17 protein-coding genes are annotated in these 20353 nt (G+C 74.1%); 6 read left to right on the top strand and 11 right to left on the bottom strand.

The window, feature by feature from the left end; translation table 11 throughout:
- Nucleotides 1–180 precede the first annotated feature (180 nt).
- Together ACIQ87_RS04680 and ACIQ87_RS04685 are read left to right on the top strand one after the other, a co-directional pair.
- Entirely contained in the window at nt 181–1704 is a 1524-nt protein-coding gene (locus ACIQ87_RS04680; protein WP_402401451.1) for a zinc-dependent metalloprotease, read from the top strand.
- Entirely contained in the window at nt 1701–2288 is a 588-nt protein-coding gene (locus ACIQ87_RS04685) for an NUDIX hydrolase (RefSeq protein WP_402401453.1), read from the top strand. The genes ACIQ87_RS04680 and ACIQ87_RS04685 overlap by 4 nt, the downstream gene beginning before the upstream one ends.
- Nucleotides 2289–2415: 127 nt before the next feature.
- Here ACIQ87_RS04685 and ACIQ87_RS04690 read toward each other — a convergent pair whose 3' ends face one another.
- Complete coding sequence (locus ACIQ87_RS04690; protein ID WP_402401456.1) at nt 2416–2967, bottom strand: M48 family metallopeptidase; 552 nt, start codon at nt 2965–2967, stop codon at nt 2416–2418.
- A 444-nt stretch (nt 2968–3411) separates the two neighbouring features.
- Between ACIQ87_RS04690 and ACIQ87_RS04695 the strand changes: the two genes are divergently transcribed.
- Nucleotides 3412–4500 (top strand): TOMM precursor leader peptide-binding protein, encoded by a 1089-nt coding sequence (locus ACIQ87_RS04695; RefSeq protein WP_402401459.1) that lies wholly within the window; start codon nt 3412–3414, stop codon nt 4498–4500.
- A gap of 618 nt (nt 4501–5118) precedes the next feature.
- Nucleotides 5119–6603 carry an ABC1 kinase family protein gene (locus ACIQ87_RS04700; protein ID WP_402401462.1) on the top strand — a complete coding sequence of 495 codons (1485 nt, stop codon included), beginning with the start codon at nt 5119–5121 and terminating at the stop codon, nt 6601–6603.
- Between the two features lie 119 nt (nt 6604–6722).
- Here ACIQ87_RS04700 and ACIQ87_RS04705 read toward each other — a convergent pair whose 3' ends face one another.
- The 4 genes from ACIQ87_RS04705 to ACIQ87_RS04720 form a co-directional block, all read right to left on the bottom strand.
- Nucleotides 6723–7121 (bottom strand): hypothetical protein, encoded by a 399-nt coding sequence (locus ACIQ87_RS04705; RefSeq protein WP_402401465.1) that lies wholly within the window; start codon nt 7119–7121, stop codon nt 6723–6725.
- The gene (locus tag ACIQ87_RS04710; RefSeq protein ID WP_402401468.1) at nt 7118–7486 is read right to left on the bottom strand and encodes a WhiB family transcriptional regulator; all 369 of its coding nucleotides are present in this window, start codon (nt 7484–7486) and stop codon (nt 7118–7120) included. Before ACIQ87_RS04710 ends, ACIQ87_RS04705 begins: the two co-directional genes overlap by 4 nt.
- Nucleotides 7487–7657: 171 nt before the next feature.
- Nucleotides 7658–8104 carry a hypothetical protein gene (locus ACIQ87_RS04715; protein WP_402401471.1) on the bottom strand — a complete coding sequence of 149 codons (447 nt, stop codon included), beginning with the start codon at nt 8102–8104 and terminating at the stop codon, nt 7658–7660.
- Nucleotides 8105–8395: 291 nt separating this feature from the next.
- Complete coding sequence (locus tag ACIQ87_RS04720) at nt 8396–10663, bottom strand: ATP-dependent DNA helicase UvrD2 (protein ID WP_402401473.1); 2268 nt, start codon at nt 10661–10663, stop codon at nt 8396–8398.
- A 164-nt stretch (nt 10664–10827) separates the two neighbouring features.
- Here ACIQ87_RS04720 and ACIQ87_RS04725 point away from each other — a divergent pair, with 164 nt between their 5' ends.
- Nucleotides 10828–11085, top strand: a complete 258-nt coding sequence (locus tag ACIQ87_RS04725; protein ID WP_402401476.1) for a mycoredoxin — start codon at nt 10828–10830, stop codon at nt 11083–11085.
- A gap of 94 nt (nt 11086–11179) precedes the next feature.
- On the opposite strand, the gene ACIQ87_RS04730 is transcribed toward ACIQ87_RS04725, so the two are convergent.
- The 6 genes from ACIQ87_RS04730 to ACIQ87_RS04755 form a co-directional block, all read right to left on the bottom strand.
- Nucleotides 11180–12019, bottom strand: a complete 840-nt coding sequence (locus tag ACIQ87_RS04730; protein ID WP_392913666.1) for a GntR family transcriptional regulator — start codon at nt 12017–12019, stop codon at nt 11180–11182.
- A gap of 287 nt (nt 12020–12306) precedes the next feature.
- Nucleotides 12307–13248 (bottom strand): NAD(+) diphosphatase, encoded by a 942-nt coding sequence (nudC, locus tag ACIQ87_RS04735; RefSeq protein WP_402401479.1) that lies wholly within the window; start codon nt 13246–13248, stop codon nt 12307–12309.
- A gap of 151 nt (nt 13249–13399) precedes the next feature.
- Nucleotides 13400–14803 (bottom strand): dipeptidase, encoded by a 1404-nt coding sequence (locus tag ACIQ87_RS04740; protein WP_402401482.1) that lies wholly within the window; start codon nt 14801–14803, stop codon nt 13400–13402.
- Between the two features lie 181 nt (nt 14804–14984).
- Nucleotides 14985–17828: an FtsX-like permease family protein gene (locus tag ACIQ87_RS04745; protein WP_402401485.1), complete on the bottom strand. Its 2844-nt coding sequence runs from the start codon at nt 17826–17828 to the stop codon at nt 14985–14987.
- A complete protein-coding gene (locus tag ACIQ87_RS04750; protein WP_402401487.1) occupies nt 17825–18589 on the bottom strand; it encodes an ABC transporter ATP-binding protein in 765 nt (254 codons plus the stop codon). Before ACIQ87_RS04750 ends, ACIQ87_RS04745 begins: the two co-directional genes overlap by 4 nt.
- Before the next feature lie 71 nt (nt 18590–18660).
- Nucleotides 18661–19290, bottom strand: a complete 630-nt coding sequence (locus ACIQ87_RS04755; protein WP_402401490.1) for a PadR family transcriptional regulator — start codon at nt 19288–19290, stop codon at nt 18661–18663.
- A gap of 79 nt (nt 19291–19369) precedes the next feature.
- Here ACIQ87_RS04755 and ACIQ87_RS04760 point away from each other — a divergent pair, with 79 nt between their 5' ends.
- On the top strand, nt 19370–20341 hold the full coding sequence (locus tag ACIQ87_RS04760) for an endonuclease/exonuclease/phosphatase family protein (protein WP_402401493.1): 972 nt from the start codon (nt 19370–19372) through the stop codon (nt 20339–20341).
- Nucleotides 20342–20353 lie beyond the last annotated feature (12 nt).

A 20353-nucleotide genomic window follows, 5' to 3' on the forward strand; every position in this document is an offset into this window, starting at 1 on the left:
GCTTTATGTGCGTACGGACGTGTGTCACGTACGCCCATCCTGCCCGAGGCGAAGGCCCGGCGGTGCACCCGGCGCGGGCCTGCCGCGCGGGAGCCGCCCCCGAGTCCCCCACTCCGCCGCCGCCCCGGGCGCAGACTTTTCCGCCACACCCGCATGACGGCCGACCGGATCGAGGACCCCGTGAGCGACCTTCCCTTCGGATTCGGCGTTCCGCCCGAGGAGCCCGAGGACGGCAAGGCCAAGCCCGACGACGCGCAGAAGAAGAAGGACCAGGAGCAGTCCGGCAACGGCCCGCAGCCGTTCGGCTTCGGCGGCGGCAACCCCTTCGGCGCGATGTTCGGCCTGCCCGGCACCCCGGGCGGCCCCGGCGGCGCCGGAGCCGACAACCCCTTCGCCGCGATGTTCGGCGGCATGAACCCGGGCGACCTCGGCGCCGCCTTCCAGCAGCTCGGCCAGATGCTCTCGTTCGAGGGCGGCCCGGTGAACTGGGACCTCGCCAAGAACATCGCCCGCCAGACCGTGGTCGCCGAGCCCGCCGAGGGCAAGAGCAAGGACCGCTCGGTCAGCGACGCCGAACGCTCCGCCGTCGCCGAGGCCGTCCGCCTGGCCGACCTGTGGCTCGACGGCTCCACCGAGTTCCCCTCCGGCGCCGGCACCGCCGTCGCCTGGAGCCGCGCCGAGTGGATCGAGGCCACCCTCCCGGTCTGGAAGGACCTGGTGGACCCGGTCGCCGAGCGCGTCGGCAACGCCATGGGCGGCGTCCTGCCCGAGGAGATGCAGGCCATGGCCGGCCCCCTGATGGGCGTGATGCGCTCGATGGGCGGCGCCATGTTCGGCACCCAGATCGGCCAGGCGCTCGGCGCGCTCGCCGGCGAGGTGGTCGGCTCCACCGATGTCGGCCTGCCGCTCGCCCCGGCCGGCAAGGCCGCGCTGCTGCCCCAGAACGTCGCCGAGTTCGGCGAGGGCCTGAACGTGCCCGCCGACGAGGTCCGGCTCTACCTCGCCCTGCGCGAGGCCGCCCACCAGCGGCTCTTCGCCCACGTGCCGTGGCTGCGCGCCCACCTGCTGGGCGCCGTCGAGGCCTACGCCCGCGGCATCAAGGTGGACACCTCCCGGATGGAGGAACTGGTCGGCCAGCTCGACCCGAGCAACCCGGAGGCGCTCCAGGAGGCCTTGGCCGGCGGCCTGCTCCAGCCCGAGGACACCCCCGAACAGAAGGCCGCGCTCGCCCGCCTGGAGACCGCGCTCGCGCTGGTCGAGGGCTGGGTCGACGCCGTCGTGCACGCCGCCGCCGAACCGCACCTGCCGCAGTCCGGCGCGCTGCGCGAGACCGTCCGCCGCCGCCGCGCCGCCGGCGGGCCCGCCGAGCAGACCTTCGCCACCCTGGTCGGCCTGGAGCTGCGCCCGCGCCGGCTGCGCGACGCCTCCCGGCTCTGGGCGCTGCTCGCCGACGCCCGCGGCGTCGAGGGCCGCGACGCGCTTTGGCAGCACCCGGACATGCTGCCCACCGCCGCCGACCTGGACGACCCGGACGCCTTCGTGCACCGGGGCTCCGCCGACGATCTGGAGGGCGGCATCGACTTCGACGCGCTCGACAAGCTGCTCGGCGAGGCCGCGGCCGGCAAGCCCGACCTCACCAAGAAGGACGAGCAGCCGAAGACCGACGAGGACGGCACCGACGGAAAGGGCGAGCCCACCGCATGACGGACACCGAGACGCCCGCCACCACCCTGCACGCGGACGCCGTCCGCACGCTGACCGGGTGGCGGCCCGCCGACCAGGACCAGGAGCGGCTGCGGCTCGACTACCTGGAGCACCTCGCGGCGCGGCCCGACGGCCTGTACCGCTCCTGCCTGCCCGCGCACATCACCGCGAGCGCGGCGGTCGTCGACCCGGCCGCCGGGCGGGTGCTGCTCACGCTGCACCCCAAGGTCGGCATGTGGCTCCAGATGGGCGGGCACTGCGAGCCCGGCGACCCCGACCTCGCCTCGGCCGCGCTGCGCGAGGCCGTCGAGGAGTCCGGCATCCCCGACCTGGTGCTGCTGGAGAGCGACGGTGCCCCGGTACCGGCGAAGCTGGACCGGCACCTGGTGCGCTGCACCGGCAAGGACCGGCCGGAGAACACCCACCTGGACGTCCAGTACATCGCGCTGGCCCCGGCCGGCGCTCAGGCGCTGATCAGCGAGGAGTCGCTGGACCTGCGCTGGTTCGACTACGACCGGCTGCCGGAGCTCACCGACCACTCGGTGCGCGACCTGGTCGCCCGGGCACGGCAGCTGACCGGCTGAGGCGTGACACCCGAAGGGGGCGCGGAGCCTATTGGCCCGCGCCCCCTTCCGTCGCTCCTCCGGTCAAACCGACCGCGCCCCACCGCTCCTGCCGCCCCGACCCCGCCCGCACCGCCCCCGCTCACCCTCAGCCGCAGGAGGACGTGGCCGGATCCGGCCCGGTCGGGTCCGGGGCCGCGTGCCGAGCACCCGGGATGTGCGGCAGCCGGGCGGCGGAGACCACACCCTCCAGATAGCCGCGGGCCCGCTCGGTCCGCGGATAGGACTCCAACAGGGCCCAGAACGCCGGGCCGTGGTCCGGCACCAGCAGGTGCGCCAGCTCGTGCAACAGCACGTAGTCCAGCACGTACTCCGGCATGCCCTGGAGACGGTGCGAGAGGCGGATCGTCCCCTCGCTCGGGGTGCAGGAACCCCAGCGGGAATTCTGGTTGGTGACCCAGCGGACCTGGCTCGGCCGGGCCCGATCGCCCAGGTAGGAAGCCGACAGCTCACGGGCCCTGGCCATCAGGCCCTCGTCCCCGGGAATCCGCCGGGACTCCTGGGCGGCGAGCTTCTCCAGCATCTGCGTGACCCAGCGCTGCTCCTCGGCGTGCGACATCCGGGCCGGGATCAGCACGACGGTGCGGTCGCCCTCGCGGTAGGCGGAGACGGTACGGCTGCGGCGGGCGCTGCGGCGCACCTCGACCCGGCTCCGGTCCTGCGCCTCGGGGGCCGCGGCAGCGGCGGGCGGCGGCTGCGACGGGGCCGGTCTTTGCTGCTGCCGCTGGTCCGGGCGCCCGCGCGTGTTCGGCTCCGCGACCTGCGACCCTGACGCTGCACGGGCACGCCGACGCGACGCCGGTGGATGGGAGTCCCGCTCGGCTGCCATGGCACACGACGTTACCCGGAACCCCTGACAGAAGTCCGCTGCCCCGGCCGGAATCTTTCATGGAGCGATCGCGAACGAAAAGCCGACGGAGGGTGTCCGGAAAGCGACGCCCGAGGGGATGCCACGTTATCCACAGGGCGTGCGAACGGATGGCCCGATCATACGCGCGGTCCTGTGGATAACCTTCCGCACGACATCCACGCGATGGGGCAAGCTGCCGTCAGCCGTCCGGAAACGATCGGAAGGGAGATCGTCGTGCGCCTCGCCCTCAAACCCGCGCTGTCCCGCAGCTGGCGGGACTCGGAGACCCTGCAGTTCGGCACCGTCACCCGGTTCGCCGGGGTGCTCGGCAACGCCGACAAGACCCTCTGCGACTTCCTCGCGCTGCTCGACGGGACGCGCGACCGACCGGAGCTCCTGAACGAGGGCGAACGCATCGGGCTCGGCCGCGAACCGGCCGACGCCCTGCTCGCCGACCTGGAGGAGACCGGCCTGCTCGACGACGCGGAGGCCGGCGACCGCGCACTGGCCCGCTTCCCCCAGCAGCAGCGGGACCTGCTCGGCCCTGACCTCGCCTCGCTCTCCCTGGTCCACTCCGGCCCGGGCGCCGCACCGGCGGTCCTGGGCCGCCGAGCCGACGCACGGATCGAGGTCCGCGGCGCGGGCCGGGTCGGCGCCGCCGTGGCGGCGGTGCTCGCCGCGGGCGGCACCGGCACGGTCACGGTCGCGGACGGCGGCCGGGTCAAGCCCGGCGACTGCTCCCCCGCCGGGCTGCCGCCCGGGGACGTCGGACGGCTGCGCGCGACGGCGGCCCGGGAAGCGGTGCAGCGCGCCGCGGGCCGGGCTCCGGTGCCGGTGCCCCGGCCGCGGCCCGGGGACCCGCCACCGGACTTCGTGGTCCTCGCGCCCCGGGACGGCAGCGCCGCCTTCGCGGGCGGGACGTACGAGGCCCGGCTGCTGCTACGGGCCGGGGTGCCGCACCTCTATGTGGGTGTGGTCGAGGAGTTCGGCGTCATCGGGCCACTGGTGATCCCCGGGATGTCGGCCTGCGGGCACTGCCTGGTGCTGCGGCGGGAGGACGAGGACGCGGCCTGGCCGCGGGTGCTGGCCCAGCTGGCCGACGGCGGCCCCGGCCGGGCCCGGACACCGGCCTGCGACACGGCACTGGCGACGGCGGTCGCCGGACTGGCGGCACTGCACATCCAGGTGTTCCTGGACGGCGGTCGACCACCGAGCGTGGACGGCTGGTGCGAGGTGTCGGCCCGGGACGGCATGCCACGGCGCCTGCGGCTGCGCGGGCACCCGGACTGCGGCTGCCTGTGGCAGCCGCTGCCGCCGGGGTGAGGAACTGAGGAGGAGCAGTAGGAGCGGAAGGAGGAGGACGAGTCTGACGGGAGCAGGCCCGGCGGCTGCACGGCTCGGCAGCCCCTGGCCTCCCCACGGCACCACGGGCACCCACCGGCCGTACGAGCCGACGGTCAGGTGAGCCCGCGGTACCGACGAACCCCTCGCCGGGGTCGACGCCCCCAGGGGCGGGCACGAGGCCTCCCACGGCCCGCGCCCTGCCCGGGGCAGGGCGCGGGCCGGCAGAGGACAGGGAGCCACCGCGCGGGGCACGAGGCGGGCGGGTGGTGGGCGGGTGGTGGGCGCAGGGCAGTGGGTGGCGGGTGCGGGTGCGGTGGGCAGGTGGCGAGGGTGGGTGGGGTGGGGGAGGGGGGAGGGGGCCCCGGGGAAAGGCGACAATCACACCCCTGCGCAGGAAGTCGGCCGAGCCGACTTCCTGCGCAGAACCACCACCCCCTCCCCCACCCCACCACCCCAAGCCACCCAACTCCCCACAAAGGGAAGCCACTCCCCGCCCCGCCCCGCGGAATTCCGCGGGGCGGGCGACAGGGAGCGGGCACAATGGCGTAGAGATGGTCGGCCGCCCGGAACCGGGCGGCCAGGGATTGGAGGCCCGGGGTGAGCGATCTTCCGCGCAAGGCAGTGACCCGCACGGCACGGCTCGCCGCCCTGCCGCTGGGGATAGCCGGTCGCGCCACGCTCGGCCTGGGCAAGCGGATCGGAGGCCGCTCCGCCGAGGTGGTCACCGCCGAGCTCCAACAGGCCACCGCCGACCAGCTGTTCAAGGTCCTCGGCGAACTCAAGGGCGGGGCGATGAAGTTCGGGCAGGTGCTGTCCGTCTTCGAGGCCGCGCTGCCCGAGGAGGTCGCCGGGCCGTACCGGGCGGCGCTCACCAAGCTCCAGGACGCCGCTCCCCCGATGCCCGCCGCCAAGGTGCACACCGCGCTCGCCCAGCGGCTCGGCGAGGACTGGCGCGGGCTGTTCCGGGAGTTCGACGACCGCCCCGCGGCCGCCGCCTCGATCGGCCAGGTGCACAAGGCGGTCTGGCACGACGGCCGTACGGTCGCCGTCAAGGTGCAGTACCCGGGCGCGGGTGACGCACTGCTCGCGGACCTCTCGCAGCTGAGCCGGGTGGCCTGGCTGCTGGGCCCGCTGATCCCCGGGCTGGACGTCAAGCCGCTGATCACCGAGCTGCGCGAGCGCGTCTCCGAGGAGCTGGACTACGAGCTGGAGGCGCAGGCCCAGCACCGGCATGCCGAGGAGTTCACGGACGACCCGGACATCGTGGTGCCGGGCGTGGTGGCTCAGGCCGACCAGGTGCTGGTCACGGAGTGGATGGGCGGCACCCCGCTGGCGGAGGTGATCTCGGGCGGCACCCAGGAGGAGCGCGACCGCGCCGGGCAGTTGCTGGCCCGGTTCCTGTTCGCGGGCCCGTCCCGGACGGGGCTGCTGCACGCGGACCCGCACCCGGGCAACTTCCGGCTGCTGAAGGACGACGGCCCGGTGTCGGGCTGGCGGCTGGGCGTGCTGGACTTCGGCACCGTGGACCGGCTGCCCGGCGGGCTGCCCGCGCCGATCGGGGCCTCGCTGCGGATGGCGCTGGCCGGGGACGCGGCGGGCGTGCTCCGGATGCTGCGCGAGGAGGGCTTCGTCAAGCCCTCGATCCGGCTGGACCCGGACGCGGTGCTGGACTACCTGCTGCCGATCATCGAGCCGGCCGCGGTGGAGAACTTCCACTTCACCCGGACCTGGATGCGCGCCCAGGCGGCCCGGATCGCCGACCCGCGTTCGCCCGCCTACAACCTGGGCAAGCAGCTGAACCTGCCCCCGGCGTACCTGCTGATCCACCGGGTGACGCTGAGCACCATCGGGGTGCTCTGCCAGCTGGGCGCCAAGGCGCCGTTCCGCGCGGAGATGCTGGAGTGGTTGCCCGAGTTCGCCCACCAGCGGTCGGCGGGCCCCGCGAAGCTCGGAAACTCGGCGACGCCCGGGAGCCACGAGAAGCCCGGGAGCCTCGCCAAGCCCGGCAAGCTCACCGGCCCCGCGCAGCAGGCCCGTCCGGCCCACGAGGACGCCGAGCGGGCCCGGGTCCGCAAGGACTGACCCGGCACCGCGACAACGGCCGCAGGCCGCTCCCCGGCGACGGGGAGCGGCCTGCGGCACGACGGGGGTGGACCGGAGTCCGGGAGGGCCTGCGGCGGACGGGCCCTCGGGCCGGGGCCCTACATCAACGCGACGGCGAGCGCCTTGCGGGCGCGCATCGAAGCCCGCTCGGCCCGCTGCTTGAGCCTGTGGGCCCGGACGACCCGGCTGACGAGCCGTTGGTTCTCGGCCTCGTGCCGCCTGTCTTGCATATGGGCACGGGCCAGGGATTCGTGGAGGAGTTGCATCTCGAGGATCCTGTTCTGGGTCTGCAGTTCGGTGGCCTGCTCGGCGCGGGCGGTGGGATCGACGGCGGCGGGGTTCATGTCGTGGTCCTGCTCGTGGTGCTTGCTCGGGAACGGGATGCGGGCTGCGGCGTCGGCCTTGGCGGCGGCGATCCGCACGGATCGGCGGAGGGCGCTGTCCAGCGGGGGCTGCTCTCCCCGGCGGACACCCCTGGCCTCGTGGGCGGGGTTCACGCCATGACCTCGGTCTTGCGCGGACGGCCACGGGGACGCTTGCGCGCCACCACGACGCCCTGGACGAACAGCTCGCCACCCCAGACGCCCCACGGCTCGCGCCGCTCCAGGGCGCCGGCCAGGCAGGCGTCCTTCACCGGGCAGGTGCCGCAGAGGGACTTCGCGTACTCGACGTCGGCCGGCGTCTCGGCGAAGAAGACCTCGGGGTCGAAGGCGCGGCAGGGGATGGGGAGACCGAGGGACTCGGCCTGCTCGATCGAGCTGAGCTGCATGGAAGGAACCTCCGGGGGGTCGGCCTGGTCGGCCTTGGTGATCTGGCTTGTCTGCGGTACGGACGGGGTGGGCGGCGTGATGACCGTGGACACTGTGGGCGTCTTCCTCGTCTTTTCTCAGTGGTTCCGACCCAGGTGACTGGTGGTGCTGGGCCGGAGGCCCCGGAGGGCCTGGATGGTCTTGCGTACCGGACAAAACAGAAGGGCCGCGGATCCCGGTGGTGACGGGTTCCGCGGCCCTGGAGGTGCCGACCTGAGGCTGGCTCAGGTTCGTTCTCTCCAGGGTTCAGGGCCGCGGAAGGCCCACATCCGGACGGCCTTGGCGCCCATGGGGGCGACCGTGGCCTGGTTAATCTGCTGCTCGTTCTGCTTCTGGGTGTTTCCGGCACCGATGACCTGCGCATAGCCGCCATGCATGGCGGCGGCTACAGCCGCCTTCGGTGCCTGGGTCGGTCGCTCGTCGCGCAGGGAGCACGACGTGCCGAACGACGCCCAGTCACGGGACAGACCGGTCTCGACAAAGGTCCCGTCGACGCTCCTGCTGCCCGTGAGGCACAGATCAGTGTGTCCAAGACCACTGACAGCGGGGACGGCGAGGACACCGGTGGTGTCGAGACCCAGACCGGTTTCACCGAGCTCGGCGAACGCCCGCAGGCGGGCGGCACGCAGGGAGGCAGCGACAACGGTCTGGCCAGTCATTTTGGTGATCATGATGTTTCCCACTGTCTTCGCCTCCTCTCGGCGTCTCGCGGAGCCTGGTCTCCCTGGCTCCGAATGTTCGGATGTCTGTCTCGGTGAAGCTCAGTAAAGCGTTGTGAAGCTCTCGGGCGAGGGGCATCGGCACAGGTTTCACCCCGTGCGACCGCGTCCCCTTGACCGCTCCGGCAGGCTATTGCGCTCCCGGTACGCGGCGCAAACTATTTTTCACGCGAGTTCTTCGGCACGACACACGACGGGTTGCGAAGCCCTCGAAGCGGCCCCGTGGACCGCGCCCGTACCGACTCAGGCCGGATCGGCCGGACTGCCGTCCTCGACGTCGTCCGGATCCTCCTCGGGCTCCTCCCCCGCACACAACGAGAGCACGGCCGCCCCGTACTTGTCCAGCTTCATGGCGCCGACCCCGGAGATGGCCGCCAGTTCCCCGCGACCGGCGGGCACGTCCTCGGCGATCGCCATCAGCGTGGCGTCGGTGAACACCACGTAGGCCGGCGCGCCCTGCTTCTTCGCCTGCCGGGCCCGCCACTCGCGCAGCCGTTCGTAGAGCCCCTCGTCCATCGTGGACGGGCAGCTCTCGCAGCGGCGCAGCTTGCGTTCGACGGCCTCGGTGAGCACCTTGTCGCAGACCCGGCACTTGACCGGTCCGCGGACCCGCCGAGCGGCGGAGCGCTCGCCGGGCTCGACGCCCCCTCGCCCGCCGCGTGCGCCGGTGCGCGTGCCGGGGGCGGCGGAGCCGGGGCGCAGCCCGTCCAGGAAGCGGCTGGGCTTACGGCTGGCTCGCCCGCCCGGGGAGCGGGAGAGCGCCCAGGAGAGGGTGAGGTGCTTGCGGGCGCGGGTGACGCCGACGTAGAGGAGGCGGCGTTCCTCCTCGACCTGTTCGTCGGTCTTGGCGTAGATGATCGGCAGGGTGCCCTCGGTGAGGCCGACCAGGAAGACGGCGTCCCATTCGAGGCCCTTGGCGGCGTGCAGCGAGGCGAGCGTGACGCCCTCGACGGCGGGGGCGTGCTGGGCCGCGGCGCGGGCGTCCAGTTCGGCGACGTAGGCGGCGAGGTCGGTGTCCTGGCCGGCCGCGGTGCGGGTGCGTTCGAACTCCTCGGCCAGTCGGACGAGGGCGGCCAGCGACTCCCAGCGGTCCCGGACGGCGCCTGAGCCGGCCGGCGGCTCGGCGGTGAAGCCCCGGGTGGCGAGGACCGCGCGGACCTGGCCGGCCAGGTCGGGGGCGCCGTCGGTGAGGGGGTCGGAGGCGGCGCGGGCGGCGCCGCGCAGCAGGACTCCGGCGTCCCGGACCTCGGGGCGTTCGAAGAAGCGTTCCGCGCCCTTGAGCTGGTAGGGGACGCCGAGGTCGGCGAGGGCCTGTTCGTAGACCTCGGACTGGCCGTTGGTGCGGAACAGCACGGCGATCTCGCTGGCGCGCACGCCGGTGGCGAGCAGGTCCTTGATCCGGCGGGCGGTGGTCTCGGCCTCGGTGGGCTCGTCCTCGTACTCGGTGTAGACGGGTTCGGGGCCGGCCTCGCGCTGGGAGACGAGTTCCAGGCGGTGCCGGGCGGCCTCGCCGCGGGCCTGGGCGAGCAGTCCGTTGGCGAGGTGGACGACCTGGGGGGTGGAGCGGTAGTCGCGGACGAGCTTGACCACCGTCGCCCCGGGGTGGCGGCTGCGGAAGTTGAGGAGGTAGTCGGGGGTGGCGCCGGTGAAGGAGTAGATGGTCTGGCTGGCGTCGCCGACGACGCAGAGGCTGGCGCCGCCGTCGGGGCCGGTCCACTGGTCGAGCAGGCGCTGCTGGAGCGGGGAGACGTCCTGGTACTCGTCGACGGTGAAGTGCCGGTACTGGGAGCGGACCTGGTCGGCGATGTCCGGGCGGTCCTCCAGGATGGCGGCCGTGAGCAGCAGGACGTCCTCGAAGTCGATGTTGCCGCGGCGGCTCTTGGTCTCCTCGTAGACGCGGTAGACCTGGGCGGTCTCGGCCGGGTCACGGGGGGCGTCGCGGCCGGACTTGGCGACGGCGGAGGGGTAGTCCTCGGGGGCGATCTGGGTGACCTTGGCCCATTCGATCTCGGCGGTGAGGTCGCGCAGTTCGGTGCGCTGGACGCGCAGGCCGCAGCGGCCGGCGGCTTCGGCGACGAGTTGGACCTTGCGTTCCAGGAGTTGGGGGACGGGGCCGCCGACGGCGCGCGGCCAGAAGTACTGGAGCTGGCGCAGGGCGGCGGCGTGGAAGGTGCGGGCCTGGACGCCGTCGGCGCCGAGCTGGCGCAGGCGGCCGCGCATCTCGCCGGCGGCGCGGGCGGTGAAGGTGACGGCGAGGACCTGTTGGGGGTGGTAGACGCCGCTGCGCACGCCGTAGGCGATCCGGTGGGTGATGGCGCGGGTCTTGCCGGTGCCTGCGCCGGCCAGGACGCAGACGGGGCCGTGCAGGGCGGTGGCGACGGCGCGCTGCTCGGGGTCGAGCCCGGCGAGCACGGCGTCCGGGCCCGTGGCGGCGCCGGGGTCGGCCCAGGCGGAGCCGTGGGGGCCGTCGTAGGGGCTGCCGCTCAAGAGGTCTTCCTGCATGCGTTCCATCCTCTCAGCCCGGGGGGACATTGCGGACGGAGTTGTCCACAGGGCCGGTGCGATCGCAGGATGATCGCTCCGCGCGGCGGTCGACGGCGTGCCGGAATGCCCGCCGTCCGGTGGACGTTCCCTCCGGAGACCGTTCGCACCTCTCTTTCGAAGGAGCCCCCTCGATGTCCGGCACCGTGACGATGTACAGCACGACCTGGTGTGGGTACTGCAACCGACTCAAGAGCCAGCTGGACCGTGAAGGCATCGGCTACACCGAGATCAACATCGAGGACGACCCGGCGTCGGCGTCCTTCGTCGAGTCGGTGAACAACGGCAACCAGACCGTTCCGACGGTGCTGGTGACGCCGGCCGGCGGCGGCGAGCGGGTCGTGATGACGAACCCGAGCCTGCTGCAGGTCAAGAAGGCCCTGGCGGCCTGAGTCCCGCGGTCCCGAACCCGCCGGCCCGGCCGGGGCCGGCCCCCGATCCCGGCCGGGAGGGGGCCGGGGGCGGGGTCGCCGGGGCCGGCGCGCGTCACTGCGCGTCGGCCCTGGCCGGGTCGACGGGCGTGGCGGGGGCGGGCAGGGTGGTGCGGGCGCCGAGGTCGCCGACGCCGTAGACGAGCCGGCTGCGGTCGGCCGAGTAGCGGGTCTCGATGACCCGTACGGGCCCGCGCCGGTCGTAGGTGACGCGGGTCTGCACCAGCAGCGGCACGCCGGGGCCGCCCTGGAACCACTGGGCCTCCTCGGGGCCCGGCATCCGTGCGACCAGGTGGTCCACGGCGCCGATCTCGGTGCGCCCGAGGACGGCGAGCACCGCCTCGTCGCCGCCCTCGACGGGGTCGGGTTCCATCAGCGGGGTGCCGGCGGCGAGGCCGGCCCGGTAGTGGCTCTCCTCGATGGAGTACGGCTCGCGGTCGAGCAGCCGCAGCTGGCGGCGGACCACGATGGCCTCGCCGGGGCGCAGTCCGAGGCGTTCGGCGATGTCCACCCGGGCCCGGACGATCATCATCTCGAAGTCGGTGCCGAGTTCCCGTCCGGCTTCGGCGGCTTCGCCGAGGTAGACGGCGGAGGGCGCGGCGAGGCAGTCGCGCGGTGCGGGGGTCGGGCTGGGCCCGTAGGCGCGGTGGTCCAGGACGGGGTGTTCGCGCAGGTAGGTGCCCTTGCCCTGGAGGCGGACCAGGCGGCCCTCGTTGACCAGGACGTCGACGGCGAGCCGGACGGTGTTGCGGGCGACGCCGTACTGGCGCTCCAGTTCGCTCTCGACCGGCAGGGCGGCGTCGGCGGTGAACTCGCCTTCGGCGATCCGGCGGCGCAGGTCGGCGGCGAGGCGCTGGTATTTGGGGGATTGGGCGGTGCCCCGGGGGATTGTCACCCTCGTGAATGTAGCGAGCCGGGCGAGCCGGTTTCAGTGGTTTCCGGCAATATCGTCCGAGCGGGTTGACAACGGGCCCGCACGACCCCCTCCCAGTAGCAGAACTGGCCCGTCCGGATACGAACAGCTGGTCGTGGTGAATGCGGGACGGGATTGGAGAGAAAAATGGGGGCGCATGGAATTGTCCACGCGCCCCCCTTTCGTGCGTCCCTTTCGCGCCGGCGCCCTTTCCCACGGAACCGGCGGAACCGGCGGAACCAGCGGAACCGCGGACGCGTCCTACGGGACTACCAGCGCGCCGCCGACGGCAGCGGCTCCCCGTACCAGAGCTCGACCAGGTGCCGGGCGATCGAGATGCCCGACGGCGGCAGGATCTCCCCCGCCTCCATCCCGGCCCGCAGCTCCTCGCGGGAGAACCAGCGCGCCTCGGCCAGCTCCTCGCCGTCCACGGTGATCTCGGTGCCGCCGGGCAGCGCCTTGCCCAGGAAGCCGAGCATCAGGCTGGACGGGAACGGCCAGGGCTGGCTGGCGACGTAGCGCACCTCGCCGACCCGGACGCCCGCCTCCTCGTGCACCTCGCGGGCCACCGCCTGCTCGATCGACTCCCCCGGCTCGACGAAGCCGGCCAGCGTCGACCAGCGGCCCTCCGGCCACAGCGCCTGACGGCCGAGCAGGCAGCGGTCCTGCTCGTCGGTGATCACCATGATCACCGCCGGGTCGGTGCGCGGGTAGTGCTCGGCCGCGCAGGAGGTGCAGCGCCGCACGTGCCCGGCGCCGGCCTTCTCGGTCGGGTGCCCGCAGCGCGAACAGAAGCTGTGCAGCCGGTGCCAGTGCTCCAGCGCCACGGCGTGCACCAGCAGCCCGGCGTCCCGGTCGGACAGCAGCCCGCCGACCTCGCGCAGCCCGGCCGGGCGGGCGTCGCCGTCCAGGCGCCCGGGCAGGCTCTCGCCGGCCAGCGCGAAGTACGAGACGCCGTCCTCGTCGGTGCCGAGGAAGTACCGGTCGCCGGTCTGCGGCGCCTCGAAGGAGGGCAGCAGCACGAGTTCGGTGCCCTGCGCGGTGTCGACCACGAACGCCTCGCCGCCGGCGATCGGCAGGACCCGGGTGCTCGGGTGGCTCCAGGCGGCCGCCAGCCAGGGCTCGTCGAAACGGTGCTCGGCCGCCCGCTCCACCCCGGACCGGGCCAGTGCCAGGTGCAGCGGGCGCTCGGTCTCAGGCACGGTGCTCACGTCTGTTCCATCCCCACGTGGTGAATCATCCGGATGAGTGATCTGGCTGCCTCGGTGCGCGCACCAGGGGCCGTCCCCCCGGTGCGCGCGGTGGTGCGCACGCCCTCGGCGCGCGCTGCGGAGGTCACGCCCCCGGTGCGCGCGATGGGGATCATGCCCCCGGCCGGAAGTTCTCGGCCAGGTCGCCCCAGAGGTACGCGGCGGTCTCCACGCCCTTGGCCAGCAGGTCCAGCTCGACCTTCTCGTTGACCGAGTGCCAGCCGTCCGAGGGCACCGAGATGCCGAGGAACAGCACCGGCGCGCCCAGCACGTCCTGGAGGTCGGCGGCGGGGCCGGAGCCGCCCTCGCGGGTGAAGAGGATCTTCTGCCCGAAGGCCCGTCCCATCGCGCGGACGGTGGACTGCAGCGCCGGGTGGTCGAGCGGGGTCAGGCAGGGCCGGGTCGCGCCGGGGAAGACCAGCTCGTGGCGGATGCCCTCGGGCACCTGCGCGGCCACCCAGGCCCGCACCGCCTCGCGGACCTTCTCCACCTCCTGTCCGGCGACCAGCCGGAAGGACAGCTTGAGGTGCGCCGAGGCGGGGACGATGGTCTTGCCGCCGGGGCCGGTGTAGCCGCCCCAGATGCCGTTGACCTCGGCGGTCGGGCGGGCCCAGATCCGCTCCAGGGTGGAGTAGCCGGCCTCGCCGCGGGTGCCGTACGACTTGGCGACCCTCAGCCACTGCTCCTCGTCGAAGGGCAGCTCGGCGAACAGTTCGCGCTCGGTCTCGGTCAGCTCGACGACGCCGTCGTAGAAGCCCGGGATCGCGACCTTGCGGTCGGTGTCGTGCAGGGCGGCGGCCAGCTCCGCGGCGACCTGGGCCGGGTTGGGGACGGCGCCGCCGAAGGAGCCGGAGTGGATGTCGGTGTCCGGCCCGTACAGGTCGATCTGGGCGTCGGCCAGGCCGCGCATGCCGGTGCAGACGGTCGGCGTGGTCGCGGACCACATCCCGGTGTCCGAGATGACGACCACGTCGGCGGCCAGCCGCGCGGCCTCGCGCCGGACCAGGTCGGCGAAGTTCGGCGAGCCGGACTCCTCCTCGCCCTCGATCAGCAGCTTGAGGTTGACGGCCGGCGCGGTGCGGCCGGTGGCGGCGAGGTGGGCGCGCACGCCCAGGGTGTGGAAGAACACCTGGCCCTTGTCGTCGGCGGCGCCGCGCGCGTACAGCCGGCCGTCGACCACGGTCGGGGTGAACGGCTCGGTCTCCCAGCCGTCCTCCTTGGCCGCGGGCTGGACGTCGTGGTGTCCGTAGACCAGGACGGTCGGCGCGGACGGGTCCCCGGAGGGCCACTCGGCGAACACCGCCGGCAGTCCGTCGGTCTCCCACACCTCGGCCACCGGGAAGCCGGTCTCGCCCAGCTTGGCGGCCAGCCACTCGGCCGAGCGCCGCACGTCGCCGGCCCGCTCCGGGTCGGCGGAGACCGAGGGGACGGCCAGCCACTCGAAGAGGTCGGCGAGGAAGGCGGCCTGGTGCTGATCGATGTAGGAGCGGACGACGCTGTCCGGGGTTCTCGTCATACCGACGACTGTAGTTCGCCCGTGCGGGTGCCCGCCCCGACCGTCCGGCTGCCGGGCGCCGTCGGGGCTGTAACCTCCGTCACCCCCGCACCTCCGTCACCCCCGAACCTCCGTCACCCCCGCCGCGGCGGTGCCGTGGACGGGGGTGACGGGAGCGGGCGCGGGCTCGCGCCCCGGGGGCTCAGCCGGAGCGACGCAGCAGGGTGATCCGCGAGCGGGTCATCAGGGCCGCGAGCGCGGCGGCGATCACCGGCAGCAGCAGCACGGTGGCGGCGATGGTGGGCCACGGGAAGACCAGGGCCGCCTTGTTGGCAAGCTCCTCGGGGCTCATCCCCGGGTAGTTGCTCGCCGCGGCCTCGACCTTGCGCAGCGCCACGCCGGGCACCACGCCGCAGACCACGCCGAGCAGGGTGCCCATGGCGGCGATCACCCCGCACTGGAAGCCGGAGAGCGAGCGCCGGATGCGGGGCTCGGCGCCGACGGCGGCGAGGGTGGTCAGGTCGCGCTGGGAGTCGGCGGCGGCCAGTCCGGTGGCGATGCCGGCCGCGCCGAGGGCGACGACGGCCGCGAAGATGTTCAGCCCGAACTGGATCAGTCCGGCCGGGGACTCGTAGCCGCGTTCGATCTTGAGCACGTTGTGGTCGCTGAGCTTGGCCAGCGCGCCGTCGGCCTTCTGCTGGGCGCCGTCCGTGGGCATGGCGGCGGGCAGCCAGACCGAGCCGGCCGGCCGGGTGCTGAGGCCGAGTCGGGTGACGATGTCCTGACCGACCACGACCTGGTCCGGGGCGGCCGGGGAGGAGGGGGCGAGGACGGCGTCCAGCGCGACCTCGGTGTGGGTGGGCCTGCTCGGGCGGCTCCCGTCGTTCGGGGTGGGGTTCGGACCGGTGATCCGGACGATCGTCTTGCCGTCCTTGACGAAGCGGGCGTCGAAGACGACGGCCTTGCCGCCCGCGAGGGCGTGGCCGGCGGCCGGGTCGGTGATCCCGTAGAGGTTGCGCAGCAGGGTGGCGTCACCGACCGTGACCGGGCCGTACGGGTTGCTCCAGTGGTGGTTCGACTGGCAGCGCTTGTCGGCGCTGAGGATCCGCTCGCGCTCGGCGTCGGTGAGGGTCTCCTCCGAGTCCATGAGCGGGCAGCGGTCCTCCTTGGGCAGCTCGACGCTGACGTAGCCGCAGTAGCTGCCGGCGCCGCAGTCGGCCTTGGGTTCGACGCGCTGGACGTCGGCGCGCGGGCCGAGGTCGGGGATGCTGCGTTCGACGGCCTCGCGCATCTGCGGCAGCAGCTTGTCGTCGGACAGCCAGCCGCTGCCGAGGATGACCGCTCCGGACGGGCCGGAGGCGACGTACTCGCGCCGGTACTGCTCCTCGAAGCTGGCCATGTAGACGCTGACGGCGACGGAGCCGGCGACGGCGGCCATCACGGCGGCGACGGCGGGCGCGGTGCGGCCGCGGTGGCGCACGGAGTCGCGCAGGGCGAGCCGGGGGCCGAGGCTGAGCCAGCGGCCGAGCCGGCCGAACAGGCCGACGAGGTAGGGCACGAGGGCGACCATGCCGAGTTCGGCGACGGCCGAGCCGCCGAGGACGGCGAAGCTGCGGTTGCCGATGCCGCCGGTGGCGCCGAACAGGGCGAGGGCGGCGCCACCGGCGACCATCAGCAGGCCGAAGACGGCGAGCTTGGGGCTCGGCGGCTTGAGGGTGTCGCGGCCGGTGAGCGCGGCGACGACGTCCTGCCGGGAGGCCTGGACGGCGGGCACGACGGCGGCCAGCAGGCCGGTGACGAGTCCGACGAGGAGGATGCCGAGCAGGTCGAGCGGCGGCAGGGCGAAGTGGGCGAAGCGCCTGCCGGAGCGCTCCTCGGCGGTGGTCTGCAGCAGGGCGACCAGGCCGATGCCGAGGCCCAGGCCGATCACGGCGCCGGTGATGCCGAGGACGATGCCGCCGCCGAGCACGACCGCGCGGACGTTGGCGCGTTCACCGCCGGCGGCGGCGAGCAGTCCGAGCTGGCGCCGGGAGCGCCGGGCGCCGACGGCGAAGGCGGGGCCCGCGAGGAGGACGATCTCCAGCAGGGCCATGCCGGCGACGGTGGCGAGGATGACGACGTCGGTCCGGTTGAAGTAGCTGGTGCCGCCGCCGTACTGCTTCTGCTGGACGAAGTACGGGACGTCGCCGCGGGCCGGCGGGTCGATCAGGACGGCGCGCGAGGTGACCTGGAAGCCGTACTCGTTGAGCTCCTTGACCTTCTGCCAGTCGACGGTGGCGCCGGCCGGGAGTTTGACCAGCCAGCGGGTGGGGTCTCCCTTGCCGGGGTCGTCGGGGTCCTCGGGGAGCTTGTGGAGCACGGTGCCGGGGCGGGCGGTGACTTCGGTGGCCCGCAGTTCGCCGGGGTACTCGTAGACGCCGGTGATGGTGAAGGGGCTGGACTCCAGGCCGCGGACGGCGGTCCTGTCCCCGATCTTGAGTCCGGAGCGCTTGAGGAAGTCCTGGGTGACGGCGACCTCGGTGTCGGCGGTGGGGGCCCGGCCGCCGAGCAGGTCGATCCGGCCCCGCCAGACCGGGTCGGCCAGGTCGGCCTCGCTGACCCGGGTGCTGAGCAGGCCCTCGGCGCTGCTCGCCGCGGTGTACGGGCCGCTGAGCTCGGGCACCAGGGTGGCGCCCGGGATCAACTGGCGGGCCAGTTCGGCGGGTGCGGTGTCGAGGGCGCGCTGCTGCGCGGGGGTGTACGTGGGGGCCGCGCCGCCCTTGGTGTCGTCCTTGGGGTCCTTGATCGTGAAGCCCTGCTCGGGGTCGGGGGCCTGCTGGATGGAGGAGCCGCGTTCGACCATGTGCACTTCGGCGGCGGCCTGGCCCATGACCCGCACGGCGTGTTCGACGGGTGTGGGTTCGGCGCTGCGGAAGACCACGTCGGCGCCGGTGACGCCGAGGACGGGCAGGGCGACCATGGCGATGACGAGGGCGCTGCGGCCCTTGGCGCGCAGGGCGTCGCGGCGGGCTATGCGCAGGGCCACCCGCCAGGCGCTGAGCTTCACTCGTCCACCTTCAGGCTGTTGCCGGCGGCGCTGACGAGCAGGCTGGCGGCGTCCTGGCTGGTGGACTCGTCGACCATCCGGCCGTCGCGCAGGAAGACGACGCGGTCGGCCCAGGCGGCGTGCCGGGCCTCGTGGGTGACCATCATGGCGGCGGCGCCGGCGTCGCAGCGGGCGCGCAGGACGGCGAGGACGGCTTCGCCGGTGGTGGAGTCGAGGGCGCCGGTGGGTTCGTCGGCGAGGACGAGGCGGCGGTCGCCGATCAGGGCGCGGGCGATGGCGACGCGCTGCTGCTGGCCGCCCGACATGTCGTCGGGGAAGCGGTCGGCGAGTTCGGGGATGCCGAGTTCCTCCAGGGCGGCGAGGGCCTCGCGGCGGGCGGCGCGGGCGGACAGCCCGTCGAGTTCGCGCGGCAGCGAGATGTTCTCGGCGGCGGTGAGCGCCGGGATCAGGTTGTAGTCCTGGAAGACGTAGCCGACGGAGCGGCGGCGGACCTGGGCGAGCTTCTTGCGGTTGAGTTCGCCCAGAACGACGCCCTCGACGAGGACCCGGCCGTTGCTGGGGGTGTCCAGGCCGCCGGCCAGGGTGAGCAGGGTCGACTTGCCGGAGCCGGAGGGACCCATGACGGCGACGAACTCGCCGGGGTGGACCTTGAGGTCGACGCCGCGCAGGGCCTGGACCTCGGCGGCTCCCTGGCCGTGGACGCGGGTGACGTTCTCCAGGTGGAGCACCGGCGTCTGCCGGGCCTCTTCGGTGTGGGACACGAATTCCCCCCTTGTGCTGGGTGTGCGCTCGGAGTCGGGTCCGAGCCTGGTGGTTCGGGTACCGCGGGGGCTCAGGTGCGCAGGCGGCGGCGGCCGCGCCTGGCGGGCGCGGCACCGTCGTCGGCCGCCTCGGCGGTGCGGGTCTGCAGGAGTTCGGCCTGCTGGGCGAGCCGGGTCTCGCAGTGGTCGAGCCAGCGGATCTCCGCTTCGGTCTGGAAGATGAGCTGGTCGAGGACGAGCAGCCAGGCCAGGTCGTTGCTGGCGGAGGGCACCGCTCCCGGGCGTGTCTCGCCCGCGAGGGCGCGGCCCTTGAGCCGGGTGTAGTCCTGGAGCGCCTTGATGCTGTGCCGGCGCTGGCCCTGGACGACGGCGGAGACGTCCACCCCGGGGACGGTCACCGCCATGGCGAGCTTGATCGCCAGTTCGTCGCGCGGCGGGTTTGTCCTGGGCACCGGGGTGTCGAACCAGGTGCGCAGTTCCTCCCGGCCGGCGTCGGTGGCGGCGTAGAACTGGTGGCCCTCGTCGTCCTCCCCCGCGGGCTCGACCAGTCCGTCGCGTTCCAGCCGCGACAGCGTGGTGTAGACCTGCCCGACGTTGAGCGGCCAGGTGGCGCCGGTGCGCGCCTCGAACTCGGTGCGCAGCTGGTAGCCGTAGCGCGGGCCCTGGTCGAGCAGGGCGAGCAGACCGTGACGGATGGACATACCGAGTATGTATACCCGGTATGCCCCGGCGCCTCAAGCCGGGCCCGCCCGCCCCGGGGAGCGGGTACCGTCGTGCGGTGTGAGCCAGTTGCGCATCGCCACTTTCAACCTCCTGCACGGCCAGCCGCTCGCCCCGGACGGCGGCCCGCGGCCCTACCCGCCCGACGCCGGCGGGCCGTTGGCCGAGGCGGTGGCCGCGCTGGACGCCGACGTGCTGGCCCTCCAGGAGGTGGACCGGTACCAGGCGCGCTCCGGCGGCACCGACCAGGCGGCGGTGGCGGCCGCGGCGATGGGCGCCAAGGACTGGCGCTTCGCCGCCGCGCTGCACGGCCGCCCGGCGCCGGTGGCGGGATGGGTCAGGGAGCCGTCCGAGCCGGGCGCCCTACGGGTGTACGGGCCGGACGAGGCGGGCGACGGCGCCCCGCCCTCCTACGGGACGGCGCTGCTGACGAGGCTTCCGGTGCGGCACTGGCGGGCCCGGCGGTTCGCCCCGGCACCGTTCGGACTGCCGCTGCGGGTGGCCGGGCGGCGCGGCCTGACCCCGGTGCCGGACGAGCCGCGGGCGGCGCTGGCGGCCGTCCTGGAGGGCGAGCGCGGACCGTTCACCGTGGTGGCGGCGCACCTGTCCTTCGTCCCCGGCTGGAACATGGCGCAGCTGGCCGGCATCCGGCGCTGGATCGCCGACCTGCCCCAGCCGTACCTGGTGCTGGGCGACTTCAACCTGGTCGGCGCGGTGCCGCGCACGGTGCTCGGCGGGGCGACGGCGCTGGAGCGCACCGCGCCGCGGGCCCGGGTGCGGGAGCTGCGGGCGGCCCGGCGGGCCCGGCCCTCGGTGGCCGAGCCGCGCCGGCGCCGGGTGCGCGAGCCACGGCCGCGCCTGCAGGGCTGGTACGACCTGGCGCGTACGCCGACCTACCCCTCGCACCGGCCGGCGGTGCAGTTCGACCACGTGCTGGCGATCGGGGTGCCGCGCGCGGCGGTCGGCCCGGCGGCGGCGCCGCGGGCGGCGGTGTCGGACCACCGCCCGCTGCTGGTCGAGGTGTCGCTGTAGGACGGGGCCGAC

Source organism: Kitasatospora sp. NPDC096204 (assembly GCF_044763205.1).
Taxonomy (GTDB): Bacteria; Actinomycetota; Actinomycetes; order Streptomycetales; family Streptomycetaceae; genus Kitasatospora.

What these genes read in the sequence shown, in the direction of transcription:
- ACIQ87_RS04685 (WP_402401453.1), top strand. Translation starts at nt 1,701, where the DNA reads ATGACGGACACCGAGACGCCCGCCACCACCCTGCACGCGGACGCCGTC.
- ACIQ87_RS04715 (WP_402401471.1), bottom strand. Translation starts at nt 8,104, where the DNA reads ATGATCACCAAAATGACTGGCCAGACCGTTGTCGCTGCCTCCCTGCGT.
- ACIQ87_RS04720 (WP_402401473.1), bottom strand. Translation starts at nt 10,663, where the DNA reads ATGGAACGCATGCAGGAAGACCTCTTGAGCGGCAGCCCCTACGACGGC.
- ACIQ87_RS04725 (WP_402401476.1), top strand. Translation starts at nt 10,828, where the DNA reads ATGTCCGGCACCGTGACGATGTACAGCACGACCTGGTGTGGGTACTGC.
- ACIQ87_RS04740 (WP_402401482.1), bottom strand. Translation starts at nt 14,803, where the DNA reads ATGACGAGAACCCCGGACAGCGTCGTCCGCTCCTACATCGATCAGCAC.
- ACIQ87_RS04755 (WP_402401490.1), bottom strand. Translation starts at nt 19,290, where the DNA reads ATGTCCATCCGTCACGGTCTGCTCGCCCTGCTCGACCAGGGCCCGCGC.